Origin of the sequence: Methylomagnum ishizawai (assembly GCF_900155475.1) — a bacterium.
Classification (GTDB): Bacteria; Pseudomonadota; Gammaproteobacteria; order Methylococcales; family Methylococcaceae; genus Methylomagnum; species Methylomagnum ishizawai_A.
This window is the reverse complement of the sequence record NZ_FXAM01000002.1, coordinates 285,076-302,249: the sequence shown is the minus strand read 5'-3', so window position 1 is coordinate 302,249 and position 17,174 is coordinate 285,076. Positions and strand designations below refer to the sequence as shown.

At 68.9% G+C, this 17,174-nt stretch carries 2 protein-coding genes (1 of these 2 running past the window's edge); both read right to left on the bottom strand.

Annotated elements, in window-relative coordinates; all coding sequences use genetic code 11:
• On the bottom strand, window positions 1-7,809 hold the 5' portion of the coding sequence (locus tag B9N93_RS25030) for an SDR family NAD(P)-dependent oxidoreductase (RefSeq protein ID WP_125469161.1). 6,663 nt of this gene lie to the left of the window's left edge; only the first 7,809 of its 14,472 coding nucleotides appear in the window; it begins with the start codon at window positions 7,807-7,809; the stop codon falls past the left edge of the window.
• On the bottom strand, window positions 7,806-17,174 hold the full coding sequence (locus B9N93_RS21770) for an SDR family NAD(P)-dependent oxidoreductase (RefSeq protein ID WP_085216527.1): 9,369 nt from the start codon (window positions 17,172-17,174) through the stop codon (window positions 7,806-7,808). The genes B9N93_RS25030 and B9N93_RS21770 overlap by 4 nt, the downstream gene beginning before the upstream one ends.

Below are 17,174 nucleotides of genomic sequence, written 5' to 3'. Positions count from 1 at the left end.
CGGGTCGAGTGCAGGGCTGGCGTGGTCGGGGATTGCCAATTCGGCGCGGGCCAGCACGGCATCCGGCCATAACCGCCGCACCCCCTGGAACCGCCCGCCGTATTCCAAACCCAGTTCGGCGAGGCGGCGATAAAAATCACCGGCTTCCACCACTGCCCCGGCCCCGGCGGGAAGCTCGGAAACCGCCATCGCGCCGGACACGGCCCCCATCACACCCGCAGCCAGCACAGCGGGGTCGTCGCCCGCCCGCACCGTGAACGCCGTACCCGCTGCAGTGGACCTTAGCGAGAAATCCAGCCGCAACGGCGCGGCACCGGCCCGGATGGATTGCATCCAGGTCAATTCCTTCAGCCCCGCCGGTTCCAGTTCCAAGGCCATCGCCACGATGGCGGCACCGGGCAGCAAACGCTCGCCGCCGACGATGTGTTGGCTCAACAGGGTGGAATCGGGCGGCAGGGTGAATAGCCAAGCCGCCTGTTCCCCCTCCCGGAGCGGGCGCGGCTGGCGGGTCCAATCGCCGGGCACGGGCGGTACGGAGACCGGGATCGGCGGGGTTGCACGCAGCCAATGGCGTCCCCCGAGGAAAGGCCGCGCCGCCAAGGATATCCGCGTCCCGTCCTGGGGCCAGAGCGCCGCCCCACCCCGGCACCAGAATTCCGCCAAGGCGGGCAAGTCGCCGCCGCCGGGTTGGGCGGGGGCCGCACCGCTATCGTCGGGCGCTTCGCCCCAAACCACGCCGCCGCCTTCCCGCCGCTCGGCGATGGCGGCGAGGAGGTTCCGGGCGTGGTCCCTATCCTGGGCCACGAAGGCGCAACGGCAACGCAGGGATTCACGGCCTATGGTCAGGGTATGGCAAAGATCGGCCAAGGTGGGCGGCGGCTCGCGCCCGGCCAGATGTCCGGCCAACGCCCCGGCCAAGGCCCGGACCTGGGCTTCGGTGCGGGCCGACAGCGGAACCACACGGGCGAAGCCGTCAGCGGTGCGGGCCGGGCGGGGCGGCGGGTCTTGCACGATCACATGGGCATTAGCCCCGCCCGCGCCGAACGAACTCACGCCCGCATAACGGCGACCATCGGCGGCGGTCGGCCAGGCAGCCGCCGTGGTTTGCAAACGCAAGGGCGTGGCCGCGAAATCGATATCGGGATTGACCGGCCCCGCCAGCGGCAAGGGCGCATATCGGCCATGGCGCATCTGCAACAAGACCTTGATGAGGCCCGCAACCCCCGCCGCCGCCTCCAAATGCCCGATAGCGGCCTTGGCCGAACCCAGTGGAATCGCGCCCGGCGGCACGTTCCCGCCCAAGGCTTGGACCAAGCCTTCGATTTCGATGGGATCGCCCAAACGGGTGCCGGTACCGTGGGCCTCGATATAGCCCAGTTCGGTCCCGGACAGACCCGCCCGCCGCAAAGCCCGGCGGATGGCGGCGGCCTGGGCGGCGGGATTGGGCACGGTATAGCCATTGGTGCGCCCGCCGTGGTTGATGGCGGTGGCGCGGATCACGCCGTGGATCACATCGCCCGCAGCCAGGGCGGCGGTGAGCGGCTTCAACAATACCGCCGCCACGCCCTCGCCCGGCACATAGCCATCACCCCCGGCCCCGAACGACCGGCAACGGCCATCGCTGGACGCGAACCGGCCCTGGCTCAGGCCGATATATTTGTCGGGATGCAGGCTGAGATTGACCCCGCCGACCAAGGCGGCGCGGCAATCGCCCGCCGCGATGGCCTGGCAAGCCAGATGCAAAGCGGTCAGCGAGGAAGAACACGCGCTATCCACCGCGAGGCTCGGTCCTTCCAGCCCCAAGGCATAGGACACCCGGTTGGCGATGGACCAATACGGCGCGGCCCCGCCGATGGTGCCCTGCCCGGCGGCGGCATCATGGGCCAGCAATTGGTAATCGCCATACATCACGCCGACATAGACCCCGACCTCGCGTTCCCCGGCCGGGCCGAACCCGGCGCGGGTCGAACCGGCGTCTTCCAGGCATTGCCAAGCGGTTTCCAGGAACAAGCGTTCCTGCGGGTCCATGCGGGCGGCTTCGTCGGGGGCGATGTTGAAGAACAAGGGGTCGAAGCGGTCCACGCCTTCGATGAAACCGCCCCATTTGGCATAGCTAGTCCCGGCGCGTTGCGGGTCCGGGTCGTAGAAACCCGCCAAGGGCCAGCGCCCGGCGGGGATTTCGCGGATACACACCCGGCCCGCCAGCAAATTGCGCCAATAGGCGTCCAAATCGCCCGCTTCGGGAAACCGGCCCGCCATGCCGACGATGGCGATGGCAGCGGGATCGGCGTCCGGGACCGGCGGCGGGCTGGCCGCGGCCCGGACCTGGGGCCGGACTCCCCCATATTGGCGGGCCAAATAAGCGGCCAGCGACCTGAGCGTGGGATGCTCGAAAAACAAGGTCTTGGAAATCCGGCCCAAATCCCGTTCCAAGCGGGCATTGAGCCGGGTAATCATGATGGAATCGATCCCGAACTCGTCCAAGGCGCGATCCGGGCCGAGCCGCTGGGCCGGGGTGTGGGTGATTTCCGCGACGATGCCGGTGAGATAGGCCAGGAAATCCTCCGGGGCGGCGGCGGGCGGAGTGGCCGGGACCGACGGGCCGGACCCCGCCATGAACGCTTCGAACACCGCCCGCCGACCCTGGGCCAGCAATAACCGCCCAGATACGGGTGCGGCCAACACCCGATCCAGCAAGGCCATGCCCTGCTCCGGGGTGAACCCGGTCAGGCCGGTGCTGGCTTGGACCGATGCTGCGTCGCGATCCCGCACCGCCATACCCCCATCCAGCGCCCAATAGCCCCAGTCCAAGGCCAATACCCGCCAATCCGGGTGTTCATGGGCGGCGCGTTCCAGCAGGGCATCCATGGCCCGGTTGGCGGCGGCATACGGGGCTTGGCCCGGCGCACCGAAAGCACCGGCCAGCGAACCGAAGCCCACCCAGAGCCGTACCGGACTTCCCGCCAAGGCCGATAACAAAGCCAAGGTGCCGCCGATTTTCGGGGCCAGCACCCGTTCCGGGACATCGACCGGCAGGCCGCGCAGGAAACCATCGGCCTGCACACCCGCCAGATGGAATACCGCCTGGATTGCGCCCCAGCGGACGCGGATATCGGCCAAGGCGGTGGCTAGGGCGGCGGTATCGTTCAAATCGGCCCGCAATTCCAGGATATCGGCCCCTTCGGCCCGGAGCGCCGCGAGGACTTGCGCGGCCCGCTCCTGGGGCGGGGTGCGGCCCAGCAAGGCGAGTTTCGCCCGCCGGGTACGCCAGAGATGCGCGGCCAAGGCCAAACCCAAACCGCCCAAGCCGCCCGTAATCAGGCAGACCGCATGGGCAAGCGGGTCTGCCACGCCGCCGGATTCCGGCACGGGGACGTAGGCGCGGACATGGCGGTGGCCCTCGGCATCCAGAAGGATTTCCCCGGCACCTTCAGCCTCCGCCAGTTCGGCCAGCAGTATGGGCCAAGGATCAACGCCTTCCGGTAAAGCCAAGGTGTTGCCCATGAAGCGGGGTTCTTCCCCGGCCAGCGCATGGAACAGACCGGCGGTCGCGGCCTGAGCCGGATCGGCGTCCTTGGCGGCGGGGCCGACCTGTACCACCCGCAAGGTACGGGAGGCATCGCGCCGTGGCAGCCAAGACCGCAGCCCGTGCAGCAAGGTCAAAGGTCCCAGCGCCAAACGGGTTGCGGCATCGTCATCGGCCTGGGTGCGGGGCCAGAGGTTCAGCCAGACATCGGGATGCAATCCCCGCCCGGCCAAGGCTTGGGCCAATGCCGACAAGGCGGCGGGATCACCGGGCGGTAGTTCGTAGCGGTGGTCAGCCAAGGCGCGGAAAGCCGGGCCGGGCGTGACCAAAATGCAAGTCTGGCCGGACAGCGCCGGTGGAGTGGTGGCGCTGTGGTCGAACAGCAAAACCGTGACCTCCCGCAAGGGCTGGAATCCCGCCGCCAGTTCGGCCCGCCGCCAAGCGGGACGGTATAGCAAGGGCTGTATAGGGTCTCCGGCCTCCGACACCCGGACGGCCAAGCCTTCCAAGCGGGCCGCGACTTCCCCGGCGGCATTCCAGGCCACCACATCCAAATGGCGCTCGCCGGACGCGGCGGCATCGCCGACGGCGCGGACCTCGACCCGCAGCGGCGCGGCCAGGGCGGCGGGATCGATCCAGGCCCGCCCCAAGCCGATGGGCACCACAGTGACAGGCTGTTCCCCCGAATCCAGCAATCCCAAAGCCGATTGGATCATCCCATCGAGCAGCCCGATTGCGGGATGGCGGCTGGCTGGCACACCATCCGGCCACGCGAGGCGCGACCCCGCCCGGCCAGGGGTCGTGGCGATCCCTTGGACCACCCGGAACAATGGCCCATAGGCAAACCCCAACGCCGCGAACCGCTGGTAAACCGCCGCATGGTTCCAGGTTTCCGGCAGAGCGGCGGGTAGCGCCAACTGCGGCCTCTCCTCGGTCCGGGCCGGACGGGCGCGGGCTTCGGCATGGCGGCCCTCGGCGCTTTCCAGCACGACCCGGCCATCGGCTTGGAGGACGAAGCGGGCTTCCCGGCCATCCGCCGTCAAGGGTCGATGCCAGCGCACCGCCTCGATCAGGCAAGCCCGCCCGCCCAAAGCCTGGGCGGCAAGCCAAAGCAAGGCGGTGGCCGGGACAATCGCCCGGCCATCCCATACATGATCGGCGAAGGCCGGATCGCCGCCGGGCACGAGGGCGTCCAGGGCGGCACCATGTCCGTCCGTGGCCGCATCTCCCGGCAAAGGAAAACGATCCCGTGCGAATGGATAGCCCGGCAGGGACAACACCCGCCCACCAACACCCAAGCGTTCCCAATCCGCCAGCCCGCCCGCGACGAAATGCGCCCCCAAGCGGGTTAAATCGTCGCCGGGAGCGATGCGCCAGACCGCGCCCGCTTCCCCGAGCAAACCGCCAACATGGATCAAGGCCGGATCGGCGCGGCCTTCGGCCAGGGCCAAGAGGCCACGCCGGAACACCGCCAGGGCATCCACCCGGAACGCCGCCCGTTCGGCCAGGAAAGCCCGTCCCGCATTCAAGCTGCGGCACAGATCGGCCAATGCGGTGTCGGGATGCGCCGCCAGCCACGCCGCCAGCCGCCGCGCCAAGCGGACCAAGGCGGGCTGGTCGGCGGCGGACAACAGCAATAGCGCATCGCCCGCCATCGTGACGGGCGCAGTGGTGGGCGGCGCTTCCTCGATCACGGCGTGGGCATTGGTGCCGGAAAAACCGAAACTGCTGACCGCCGCCCGCCGGGGTTCCGCCGCCCGCCAGGCTTCAGCCTGTTGGGGCACATAGAACGGCGATTGCTCCAGGTTCAAGCGGGGGTTGGGCGTGTGGAAATGCAGGCTGGGCGGCAGGGTCCGTTCGCGCAGGGCCAACAACACCTTGATGACGCTGGCAACCCCTGCCGCCGTCAGGGTGTGGCCGATATTGGGCTTCACCGAACCCAGGGCAAGGCGGGTATTCCCCGCCCGCGCCCCGAACGCCGCCGCCAAGGCCTGCGCCTCGATGGGATCGCCCAAAGGCGTGCCGGTGCCATGGGCCTCGATCAGCGACAAACTGGCGGGTTCGATGCCGGCCTGCGCCCAGACCCGCCGCAATAAAGCGGTCTGGGCGGGACCGCTGGGCGCGGTGATGCCGCTGGTCCGGCCATCCTGGTTGATGCCGGTGGCCCGGATCACGCCCAAAATGCGGTCGCCATGGGCCAAGGCTTGATCCAGTCGCCGCAACACCACCACGCCCACGCCCTCGCCGGGCACGAAACCATCCGCTCCGGCATCGAAAGCCCGGCATTGCCCGGTGGGCGAAACCATCCCGGCCTCCACCAAAAACCGGGGCAGGGCGGAATTGCACAACAACACCGAGACCCCGCCCGCCAAGGCCAGTTCGCAATCGCCGTTGCGTAGCGCCTGCGCCGCCAGATGGATGGCGACCAAGGACGAGGAACACGCAGTATCCACCGGCACTGCCGGGCCTTTCAGGTTCAGGTGATAGGCGATGCGGGCCGCGAGGATGGCGTTGGAATTGCCCAGGGCGGCACGGGCCTCGCCTTGGTTGGCCGGATGGTGTTGGGCCGCGACCCCGACGAACACCCCGCAAGCGCGGCCCTCCAACTGGGCCGATCCCAAACCGGCATCTTCCAGGGCGTGCCAGCATTCTTCCAGGAATACCCGTTGCTGGGGGTCCATCACCTCGGCTTCGGCATGGGATAGGCGGAAGAAATCCGGGTCGAAACACTCGGCTTCGGGCAGAAGCCCCGCCGTCAGTTGCAGGCCGGGGTCGGCCCAGCGGGCGGTGCCAACCGGAGCGGTGGCATCGCGGCCTTCGGCCAGCAAGTCCCAGAAGGCGTCGGCATCCGGCGCACCCGCGAACCGGCAAGCCAAGCCAATCACCGCGATGGCGTCACCGGGCGGCCCGGATGCGGCGGAAACCACCCTGGTTTCCGTAGTGGACGACCGTGGCAAGCGTTCCGCCAGCGCCCCGGCCAGCGCGGCCACCGTGCCGTGGTTATAGATATCCATGGCATCCACCCCGGTTCCCAAGGCGTCGGCCAGATCGGCGGCGAACTGCGGAGCCACGATGGAATCCACCCCCAATTCGGCGAAAGGATGCTCCCAACCGATATCGTCCGGGGCGAATCCCAAGCGGCGGGCCAGCACTTCCCGTACCCGCCGCCGCAGCGCCGCCGCGTCCGTCCCGGTTTCCAGGCCGGGCGTGGCGATGGGATTCCGGGCTTCGATCCGTATTTGTGGCTCCTGAGCGCGGCGCGTATAAGCCGCAGCGGTGGTAACGAACAAGCATTGGAAGCCGTCTTCCCGGCCATTCCAGCCATACACCGCCGGTGTTCCGAAGCCGTTCCTGGCCAAAGCCGCCCGCCACCCCGCCGCCGACAACACCGGCCCATGCGGCAAGCGCTGTTCCGCGTCCTCGAAACACCACCAGCCATCCAGCAAACCGAAAGTCAAGGCGGCGAAGGCATCGGTGCGGGTCAGTTCATTGAGCAGCAACAAGCCGTCGTCGGCGAGCAAGGCCCGAACATTCGCCAAGGTCCGGTCGATGCGCCGGGTGGCATGGAGGACGTTGGTGGCGATGATGATTTGGGCGGGTTCCAGGGGCGGCGTGGCCGCTTGCTCGATATCCAGCCGCAGGAATTCCATACGGTGGCCGCGCCCGCCGAACAGTTTCCGCCCCTGCTGGACGAAGCCGGGCGAGATATCGCTGTAGACATATTCGAAGGTGCCACGATGGCGCTCCAGCCGGTCCAGGACGAAGCCGGTGGTGCCCCCGGTGCCCGCGCCGATTTCCAGGATGCGCGGTACCTGGCCGGGCCACCGCGCCAACCGTGCCGCCACGGCCTGTAGGCAAGCCTCGGCGGTCAGGCGGTTGAAATAATCGGCCCAGGGATTGTCGCGGTAAATCGGCTCGACCCGGTTCGGTGCCCCGCCCGGAAATAGCACATCGGTCGCCGCCAGCTTCCCCGCCAGGATTTCCGGCAGCGCGGCGGCGCAGGCTTCGGCCAGGGCGACATGGGCGGCCAGCGCCGGTTCCCGCCGGAGCAGGTCGTCGCGCAGGGCGTCGGGATCGGTGCCGACCGGCTCACGCAGCAAATCCGCAGATGCTTCCAACCAACGGCGGAACCGGGGCACGGCCCCGAACGCCGCCGCCAGGGTCTCGGCATCCGGGAGGACGCGGGAATCGAGTCCCGCCGCGCGGACCCCCCGCGCCAACAGGGCGCGGCACCAAGGATCGAGCAAGGCGGAAGGGTCCGAGTGCGAATGCGCGGAATTCATGCGGGGGTCTCCGTGCCATGGGCGGCGAGGCGGTCGAGGTGGCCGGTGACGGCGGCCAGGATCGACGCGGGGTCGGACGGATCGAGCGGGGCGGGATCGACCATGGCAGGCGCACCGCCCTGATTCAAACCAGCGGCACCTTGGGGCGGCCAGCCAGGGCGGTACACCCGGCGCTCGAAAGGATAACCGGGCAGGGACACAGGCACCGGCCTTATGCCCGGCCAGAGCCGATCCGGCGGCAAATCGGCCCCCACCAGATAATCCTCCACCCAATCCCGCCACGCGCCCGCAGGGTCGGCCCGGACCTGTCCGGTACCCGCCGCCACCCCGTCCAGCCAAGCCAGCACCTTATCCAGCCGGTCGGCGACCAACACCACCCGTACCTTGAAGTGCATCCGCCCCGTCGCCAGGGTCGCGGCCAAAGCCGCCGGATCGGTCTCGGGATGGGCGCGTAGCCAATCCGCCAATTCCACCGCCCGTTGCCGGAGCGCGGCGGGCGTGCGGGCGGACAGCGGGAATGGCCAGGGTCCGGGCGGCACGGCCCGGATCGACGCGGGCGGGGCTTCTTCCACCACCACATGGGCATTGGTTCCGGCGAAACCGAAGGCCGACACCGCCGCCCGCCGGGGCCGATCCGGCCTCCGCGGCCACGGCGTGGGCGCGGTGACGGGACGGAAAGGCGTACCTTCCAGGCTAATCGCCGGATTGAGCCGCTGGAAATGCAGGGTGGGCGGCAGGATGCCGCTACGCAGGGCCAACAGCAGCTTGACGAGGCCCACCGCGCCCGCCGCCGCCAAGGTATGGCCGGTATTGGATTTCACCGAACCGATGCCGCACACCGAACCCGTCGCGCCGAACGCCCCGGCCAGCCCTTCGATTTCCACCGGATCGCCCAGCCGGGTGCCCGTGCCGTGCAATTCCACATAATCGATGGCGGCGGGATCGATGGCGAAGCGCCGGTGAACTCCTTGGATCAAAGCGGTTTGGGCCGGGGCGCTGGGCGCGGTGATGCCATTGGACGCCCCGTCCTGGTTCACACCCCACCCCCGGATAACCCCCAACACGCGGTCGCCATCGGCCTGGGCCCGGTCCAGGCGCTTGAGCGCCAACACCGCCACCGCCTCGCCAGGGACGAAACCATCGGCGGCGGCGTCCAGGGTATGGCAGCGGCCCGTAGGCGACAGCATCCCGGCATTGGAAGCCACCACATAGAAGCCCGGCGTGAACATCGCCGCCACCCCGCCCGCCAAGGCCAAATCGCAACGCCCCCCGCGCAGGGCTTCGCAAGCCTCGGCGATGGCGACCAGCGAGGACGAACACGCCGTGTCGATGGACAAGGCCGGGCCTTTCAGGTCGAGATGGTAGGCGATACGGGCCGGCAGCATGGACGCGGCGGACCCCATGAAACCATGGGCATCGCGACCCTGTCCGGCGGTTTCCAGCAACTGGCCGTAATCCCCCGCCACATTGCCGGCATAAACGCCGCAAGCGCTGTTCTTCAGCGCGGCGGGGGCCAATCCGGCATCTTCCAGGGCATGCCACGCGGTCATCAGGAACAGCCGTTGCTGCGGGTCCATGGCGGTGGCCTCGGCGGGCGACAACCCGAAGAATACGGGATCGAACCCGAAGGCATCGGCGATAAAACCGCCTTCCGGGCAGACGCTATGGCCGGGCCGCAAAGGCTTGGGATCATAGATCAAGCCATGGTCCCAGCGTTCCAGCGGGACCGGGCCAACCCCGCAGCCACCCGCCAACAACAGCCGCTCGAATTCGTCCACGTTCGCCGCCCCCGGAAACCGGCCCGCCATGCCGATGACCGCGATGGCTTCGGCGTCTTCCGGGCGGGGTGGTGCGGGCGGGGCTTCCGGCATGGACTCGGGGATGGATGGGCCAGCGTCCCCAGCCGGGGCATCGGCCCGCACCCCATGCTGCGCCGCCAAATACTGGGCCACGGCCCGCACCGAAGGATGGCTGAACAAGGCCGTCGGCTTCAATTCCACCCCGAAGCGGCGGTTCAAATCCCGCACCAATTGCACCCCCAGGATCGAATCGGCCCCGTAATCGGCCAAGCTGCGTTGGGGATCGATCCGGTCCATGGGGATTTCCAAGGTGGCGGCGACGCAGGCCAGGACTTGGGATTCCAGCGCGGCACTGTCGGCGGCGGGGGCGGCGGGCCGGGTTTCGCGCCGCAAGCGGCCCCGCAACAAACCGCGCCGCTCGCGGGTTTCCGGCCCGGCGGCGGGCCGGTCGGGATCGGCGCGGCGGGCCACGATCAAGGCGTGGGTGGCCTGGCTTTCGTCCTGGGCTTCGGGCTGGCCGAAAATACCGACCTCGTCGAAACCATTCGCGGTCAACACCCGCCGCCACGCCGCCGGATCGAGCAAAGGACCGTGCGGCAAGCGTGGGTCTTCCGCCAACCACCAGCCCGGCAACAAGCCGAAAGTGATGGTGACAAATTCATGGTTGGCGACCATCTCGTACAACATCAGCAAGCCACCGGGCCGGATCAAGCCGCCGATATGACCCAAGGAACGCGACAGGTCGCGGGTGGCGTGGATGACATTGGCCCCGAAGGCGAGATCGTAGCTGGACGCCTTGAAATCCGCCGGATCGGGCGGGTTTTCCAGGTTGAACAGCTTGAAATCCATGAACGGATAAGCCGCCTTGAACTGCCGCCTGCCGTGGATCAGGAAACCAGACGAAATATCCGTGTAGTCATACGCCGCCCCCGGTCCCAGCGCGGGCAACACCCGCTGGCTGGTTCCGCCGGTCCCGGAACCGAATTCCAGCACCCGGAACGGCGAGCCCAGGCCGTGCCATCGTTGCGCGGCGGCGGCAGCGGCGGCGAGCTTGGCGTTGAAATGGTCCACCATACGGTTGCCGCGGTACATGCCTTCGACCAGGGACATGGACATATCCGGGAACAGCACCTCGGTGGGCGCGGTTTCGCCGCGCAGGGTACTGGTGTAGCGTTCCAGGCAGGCATCGAGCAGCCGGAAATGGGCGGCGAAATGCGGGGCGCGTTGCAAAAAAGCGGCGCGGCGGGCGGCGATATCGGCGGCGGGCGGCACCGACTGCACCCCCGCCGCCACCGCGTCGCCGTATTGGGCCAGGAAGCCATGCCGGACCAGCATATCGAGCAGGGCGGCGAATTGGCGGCGGTGATCCTGGGCCAGCCCCAAAGCTTGGGCCAAGGTCGCGGATGGGGCGCGGGTCGGCAAACCCTGCTCCCGCCACCACGCGGCGAGGGCTTGCACCGACAAGAGATCCAATTCCCGGTAATCGCCCGTGGCCCCGGCCAAGGCGGCGCGGTCGGTTTCGGCCACGGCCAGGGCTTCCCGGCAAGCGGCGGCGAACAAATCGCCGGGCGCGGGTTCCGGGGTGGGGGTCGGTTCCACACTAGGCGCGGGTTCCACCGGGGCGGCATAGCCCAATTGCGCCAACACCGCGGGCTCGGCGCGGATCGCCAACACCTGGGGTAAATCGCCCGCGAGGATGGTTTCCAGGGCGTCCAAGCCTTCCGCCACGCCTATCGAATGCACGCCAATCCGGGCCATGCGCTGGCGGTAATCCTCGGTCGCAACCCGGCCCACTTCGCCCCAATACCCCCAATTGACGATCCGCACCGGGAACCGGGCCTGTCCAGCCAAGCGCAGGCCCAAGGCGTCCTTCACCGCGCAGCCCGCGACGTAATTGGATTGCCCGGCGTTGGCGACGAAGGCATTGACCGACGAAAACACCGCCAGCCAGCGCAAGGGCCGGTCTTTGAGTTGTTCGTAGAGATAATGCAAGCCCAAGCGCTTGACCTCGAAGGCTGGCAGGAAATCCTCCCGGCCCATATTGCGGATGGCGCGGTCGGCCATGATCAAAGCCGCATGGATCGCCCCGATGATAGGTCCGTGCCGGGCCTCGGCGGCGGCGATGGCCGCAGCCAGGGCGGCGGGATCGGTGACATCCGCGCTGAGATAAAGCGGGGGATGGGTCAGGGATTTCCCGGCCATGGCCTCGCTGGCCGGGCGGCGTCCCACCAAGGTGAAACGTGCGCCATGGCGTCCGCCCCAGCGTTCGGCCAGGGCCAAACCGAGACCACCCGCGCCGCCGACCACCAAGATATGGTCGCCCGCCCCGACCGGAGCCACGCCGGACGCGGGCGGGACCGGCAGGGCGTCGAGCCGCTGGACCCAACGTTCCCCCCCGCGCCAAGCCAGGGGTAAACCCAAGGGATCGACCGCGCCCGCCAAGGCCGCGCCCAAGGTGGCGGGATCGTCCACATCCACGCAGGCGACTTGGAGCCGGGCGTTTTCCCGCGCGGCGGTGCGTGCCAGACCCAGCGCGGCGGCAGCCCAGGGCAAATTGACTTCGCCGGGCCGGGTGGCGTGGACTTGCGTGGTCAGCAGGATCAAACGGGCCGGACGCGGCGAGGCGTTCAGCGCGGCCAAGAGTTCCAGCAGGGACAGGACGTAGGGGGGTTGGGAAGGTTCGGTTTCGGTGGGATGGACATAGATCAAGGTTTCGGGGCGGCACTCCTCGGCCAGCGCCAAGAATTCCGGCAGCGTGTACACGGCGGATTCGCGCCCTGCCAAAACGGCGCGGAGACCGGCCAGCAACGGCCCTTGCGGCGGGGGCGCGATCACCGCCACCGACCCCTCGGCGGGCAACACGGCGGGACCGGCATCGACCGCCTTGCGCCAACGCGGCACGAACAAGGGCACGGGGCCGGCCTGGACCTTGCCGGGCAGCAAGCGGGCGGTCAAACCCTGCATCCGGCACACCGGCTTGCCGCTTTCGTCGCCGAGGGTCAGATCAATCCGGGCGAAGCCTGGGCTACGCTCCACCAAGCGGGCTTCCAGCCTGAGCCGTTCCGGCCAATGCGGTTGCAACAGCCATAAGCGTTCGATGCCCAAGGGCAGCGGCAGGACCGGCTCGGGATCGGCCAACAGCGCCATGCACGCGGCCTGGAAAGCGCTGTCCAGCAAGGCCGGGCAGGGATTCCACCCGTCCAGATCGCGCCGGGCTTCCGCCGGACGCACCAGTTCCGCCAGCACCCGAGTCCCCTCCAGGCGTAAGCGGTGGATGGCCCGCAACACCGGTCCATGGCTCAAACCCGCCGCGACCAGACGGCGGCGGACTTGTTCTTGATCGAGAATCTCGCCCCCCGGCAGGTCTTCCAACGCGGGCACCGCCACGCCGTCCGGTGCGGGCAAGCTCTCGGGACCGAGCAAGCGGCCTTCCACCCAGGTATCGCCGCCCGCGGCGGGCGCGAGCCGGAATTTGTAGCCGGTTTTGCCGGGCGTGAATTCCAGGGCCAAATCCAAGCCAGCATCGCCCGGTTCCACCGGCTTTTTCCAAATCACCCCGGCCACGCCCACAACCGGCAAACCACCGGCAGCGGCGGCGGCCATGGCCAGGGTCGCGGAAACCACACCCGGCAAATAGGGCCGTCCCTCGACCCGGTGTTGATCCAGCAAGGGCAGTGCGGCGTCGATGTGGAAATGCCACAAGCGCTTGCCGTCCGCCGCACCCTCGGCCACCCACGGACTGCGGGGAACGGCGGGCGGGGCGGCTTCGGCCCCCAAGTCCAACCAGAGCTTGGGGCCGTGGAAGGGATAACCGGGCAGAGTGATCCGCCGTCGCCGTTCTTCCGCCCAGAATCCAGCGTCGATCCGCCCGCCGCGCAGCCAATCCGCGAGCCAGCGTTCCGCCGCGCCCGCGCTTAATTCCGGGCCGGGTCCGCCGGGCACGAGCCGCGCCAAGCCCTCCCGCAAAGAAGCACGGTCGTGGGCGACGAAACCGGCCCGCACCGCCAAAGCTTCCCGGCCCACGGCCAGGGTATAAGCAAAATCGGCCAGACCGGCGGCATCGGCGGCAAGCCCGGAATCGGTGGCGAGCGCGTGGAGCAAGCGTCCACGCAGGCGCTCCCAAGCCTCGGCGTCGGCGGCGGACAGCACTATCGGCTGGCGGACAGAACGGGACGGCGCGGGGGGCGGCGTGGCGGGTGCTTCCTCCAACACCACATGGACATTGGCCCCGCCCGCGCCGAAACCCGACAGCCCGGCTCGGCGCGGATAAGGCCGTCCGGCGGCATCGGTGGCGGGCGACCAATCCGCCGCCTGGGTCTGCACCCGGAAACAAGTGCGCTCCAGGCCCAGTCCGGGATTCAAGGGTTCGGCGTGCAGACTGGGCGCGAGTCGCCGCCGCTGCAATTGCAACAAGACCTTGGCCAAGCCCGCGATACCGGCGGCGCTTTCCAAATGGCCCATATTCGACTTGATCGAACCGATGGCGACGGACCCGGCTCCCGGCGTGGCTTGGAATACTTCGGCCAGACCGGCGATTTCGATGGGATCGCCCAAGGCCGTGCCGGTGCCGTGGCACTCGATGGCGGAAATGCTGGCGGGCGGCACCTGGGCCGCAGCCAGGGCGCGGCGGATCACATCGGCCTGGGCCTTGGGGCTGGGCACGGTATAACCCCCAGTGCGGCCATTGGCATTGAGGGCGCTGCCGAGAATCACACCCAGAATCCTATCGCCATCGGCCTGGGCCGCGGCCAGGGGTTTCAGCACCACAGCCCCCACGCCTTCGCCCTGCACGAAACCATCGGCCCCGGCCCCGAAGCTGTGGCAAACATCGCTGGGCGATAGCATGCCCATCCGCACCAATTCGCTTTGTTGGACCGGATCAAGGATCAGGTTGACCCCCCCGGCCAGCGCCGCCCCACACTCGCCCCGGCGCAGGCTTTCACAGGCCAGATGCACGGCGCTGAGCGAGGCGGAACAGGCGGTATCCACCGCGAGGCTGGGTCCGGTGAAATCGAAGTGGTACGACACCCGGTTGGCGACCGACCAATGATTGGCCTGGACCACCTGTCCCACGGCATCGGCGGCGGGTGCGTGCAGGCGGTAAGGCATATTCATCACCCCCACGAACACGCCGACATCGGAGCCGTCCCCAGCGGCGCGGCGGACGGCGGCTTTCAGACCGGCGGGTGTCAACCCGGCGTTTTCCAGCGCGGCCCAGGCGGTTTCCAGGAACACACGGGCCTGTGGGTCGATCCGCCGCGCTTCGGTGGGGGCGATGCCGAAGAACAGCGCATCGAAGCGGTCGATATCGTCGATGAAGGCGGCTTGCGGGCCGGAACGGGCGGCGGCGGGCCAAGGGCGTCCGGTGGGCACGGGACCGATGGCGGAACGGCCTTGTTCCAGCAATTGCCACAGCGCTTCCGTATCCGCCGCGCCGGGAAAACGCCCGGCCAGACCGATGACCGCGATAGGTTCCAAATCCGCCGGGCGGGTTTGGACAATGGACGCGACGTTTTCCCCAACAGGTGCGGCCCGCTTGGCCCGTTCCGTTTCCAGGTAGGCCGCGAGTTCGGCCAGGGTCTTCTGCTCGAACAGCAAGGAACCGCGCACTTCCGGGAAATATTCGCGGATACGCCCGGTGATCGACACCACCAGCAGCGAATCCACGCCCAGCCGGTCGTAGGTCGCATCGACCGGAATGGCCGCAGCTTCGCGCTGCAACACTTCGGCGAACACCCCCCGCAGCCATGCCATCAGATCGGGCGGAAGCCCAGATTGAGCTGTGCGCGGCGCGGAGTCCGCCGCCATGGCAACCACCACGGGCGGCGGCTCGGCGACCGCGCCCAGGGGCCAAGCCGGGGTTTGGTCCACCCCATGCCGTTCGCGGGCGAATGGATAAGTCGGCAGGGGAATCCGGCCACCGACCGCCGCCCCCGGTGTGGTCTCCCAATCCAAGGCTTCCCCGGCCAGCCACGCCGCCACGGCGGAATCTTCCGGGCCTTGAGGCTCGAACCGGGGCAGTGGGCCAGGCGCGTCTAACAAAGCCAAGGCTTCGCCCACGGTACGGGCGCGTAACATGGCCCGCACGGGCCGGGCCGGTCGCCCGCGTTGCAGGGTATAGGCGATGTCGGCGAAATCGCCGGGCGACGGGCCGCGCAAATGCTCGGCCAGGGCACGGCGGACCCGCTCCAATCCCGCCCCATCGTGGGCGGACAAGGGCAAGAGCAAGGGTCGGCCATCCCCGGCGCGGGGCGCGGTGCGTTCCGGGGCTTGCTCCAACACCACATGCACATTGGTGCCGCCGAACCCGAACGAACTCACCCCGGCCCGCCGCCACCCCAGCCAAGGCACCGCCTCGGCCCCAATACGGAACGGCGTGGCGGCGAACGGGGCTTCCGGGTTTTGGGTTTGGAAACCGGGCACGCCGGGAATCACCCCTTCCCGCACTGCCAACACCGCCTTGATGAACCCGGCGATACCGCTCGCGACATTCAAATGCCCCAGATTGGCCTTGGTCGAACCAATCCGGCAGGCGGCGGGCGGCGGCAAGCCATCCGCCGCGAAATGGGCCAACAACCGGCTCAACGCTTCGATCTCGATGGGATCGCCCAAACGGGTGCCCGTACCATGGGCCTCGATCATACCCAGGCTGGCCGGTTCGATCCCGGCCACCGACCACGCTTCGCCCACCGCCCGCATCTGGCCGCGGATGCCGGGGGCCAGATAATCCACCTTGCGGGCACCGTCGTTGGCGATGGCCGAACCCAACACCACGGCGTGGATCGTATCGCCATCGGCGCGGGCGCGGTCCAGGCGCTTGAGAACCACCAAGCCCGCGCCATTGCCGGGCACCGTCCCCGCCGCCGCCGCATCGAAAGGGCGGCATTCGCCATCCGGGGCCAGCATCAAGCCGGGCGCGGCGACATAAGCCCCCTGCGGCAGCACGATGGACACACCCCCCGCCAAAGCCACATCGCATTGCCCCGACAGCAAACCCTCGACCGCCATATGCAGCGCCGCCAGCGAACCGGAACAGGCCGATTGCACGGTCAGGCTGGGACCGGTCAAATCCAGCGCGTAGGAAATCCGGGTGGCCCCGTAATCCTTGTCGCTGGCGGTCAGGCCGAAGAAACCGTCGGCGGCGTCGGCCAGCTTCCCACCCCGGTACGAGCAATGCGCCAGCGAGACATAGACCCCAATGCTGCCGGCCTCGGCCTCGTCGGCATAGCCCGCGTGTTCCAAAGCCGCGACCGCCAATTCCAGCAAAACCCGCTGCTGCGGATCGAGCCCCTGGGCGCGGGCGGGCGGAATGCCGAACGCGGCGGCGTCGAACGCCTCCACCCCGTCCAACACCCCGAACCGCCGCACCAGATGCGGATGGCGGAGCAGGCTTTCCGGCACGCCCTGGCCGCGCAGGAAGGCATCGTCGCTAGCGACGATGCCGCTACCCCCGGTCCAGAGCAGCCGTCGATAGGCGTCGAGATCGGGCGCACCGGGCAGGCGGCAGGCAAGGCCGACGACCGCGACGGCGCGTTCGGAATCCATGGGCGGGGTTGCTTGGCTCAT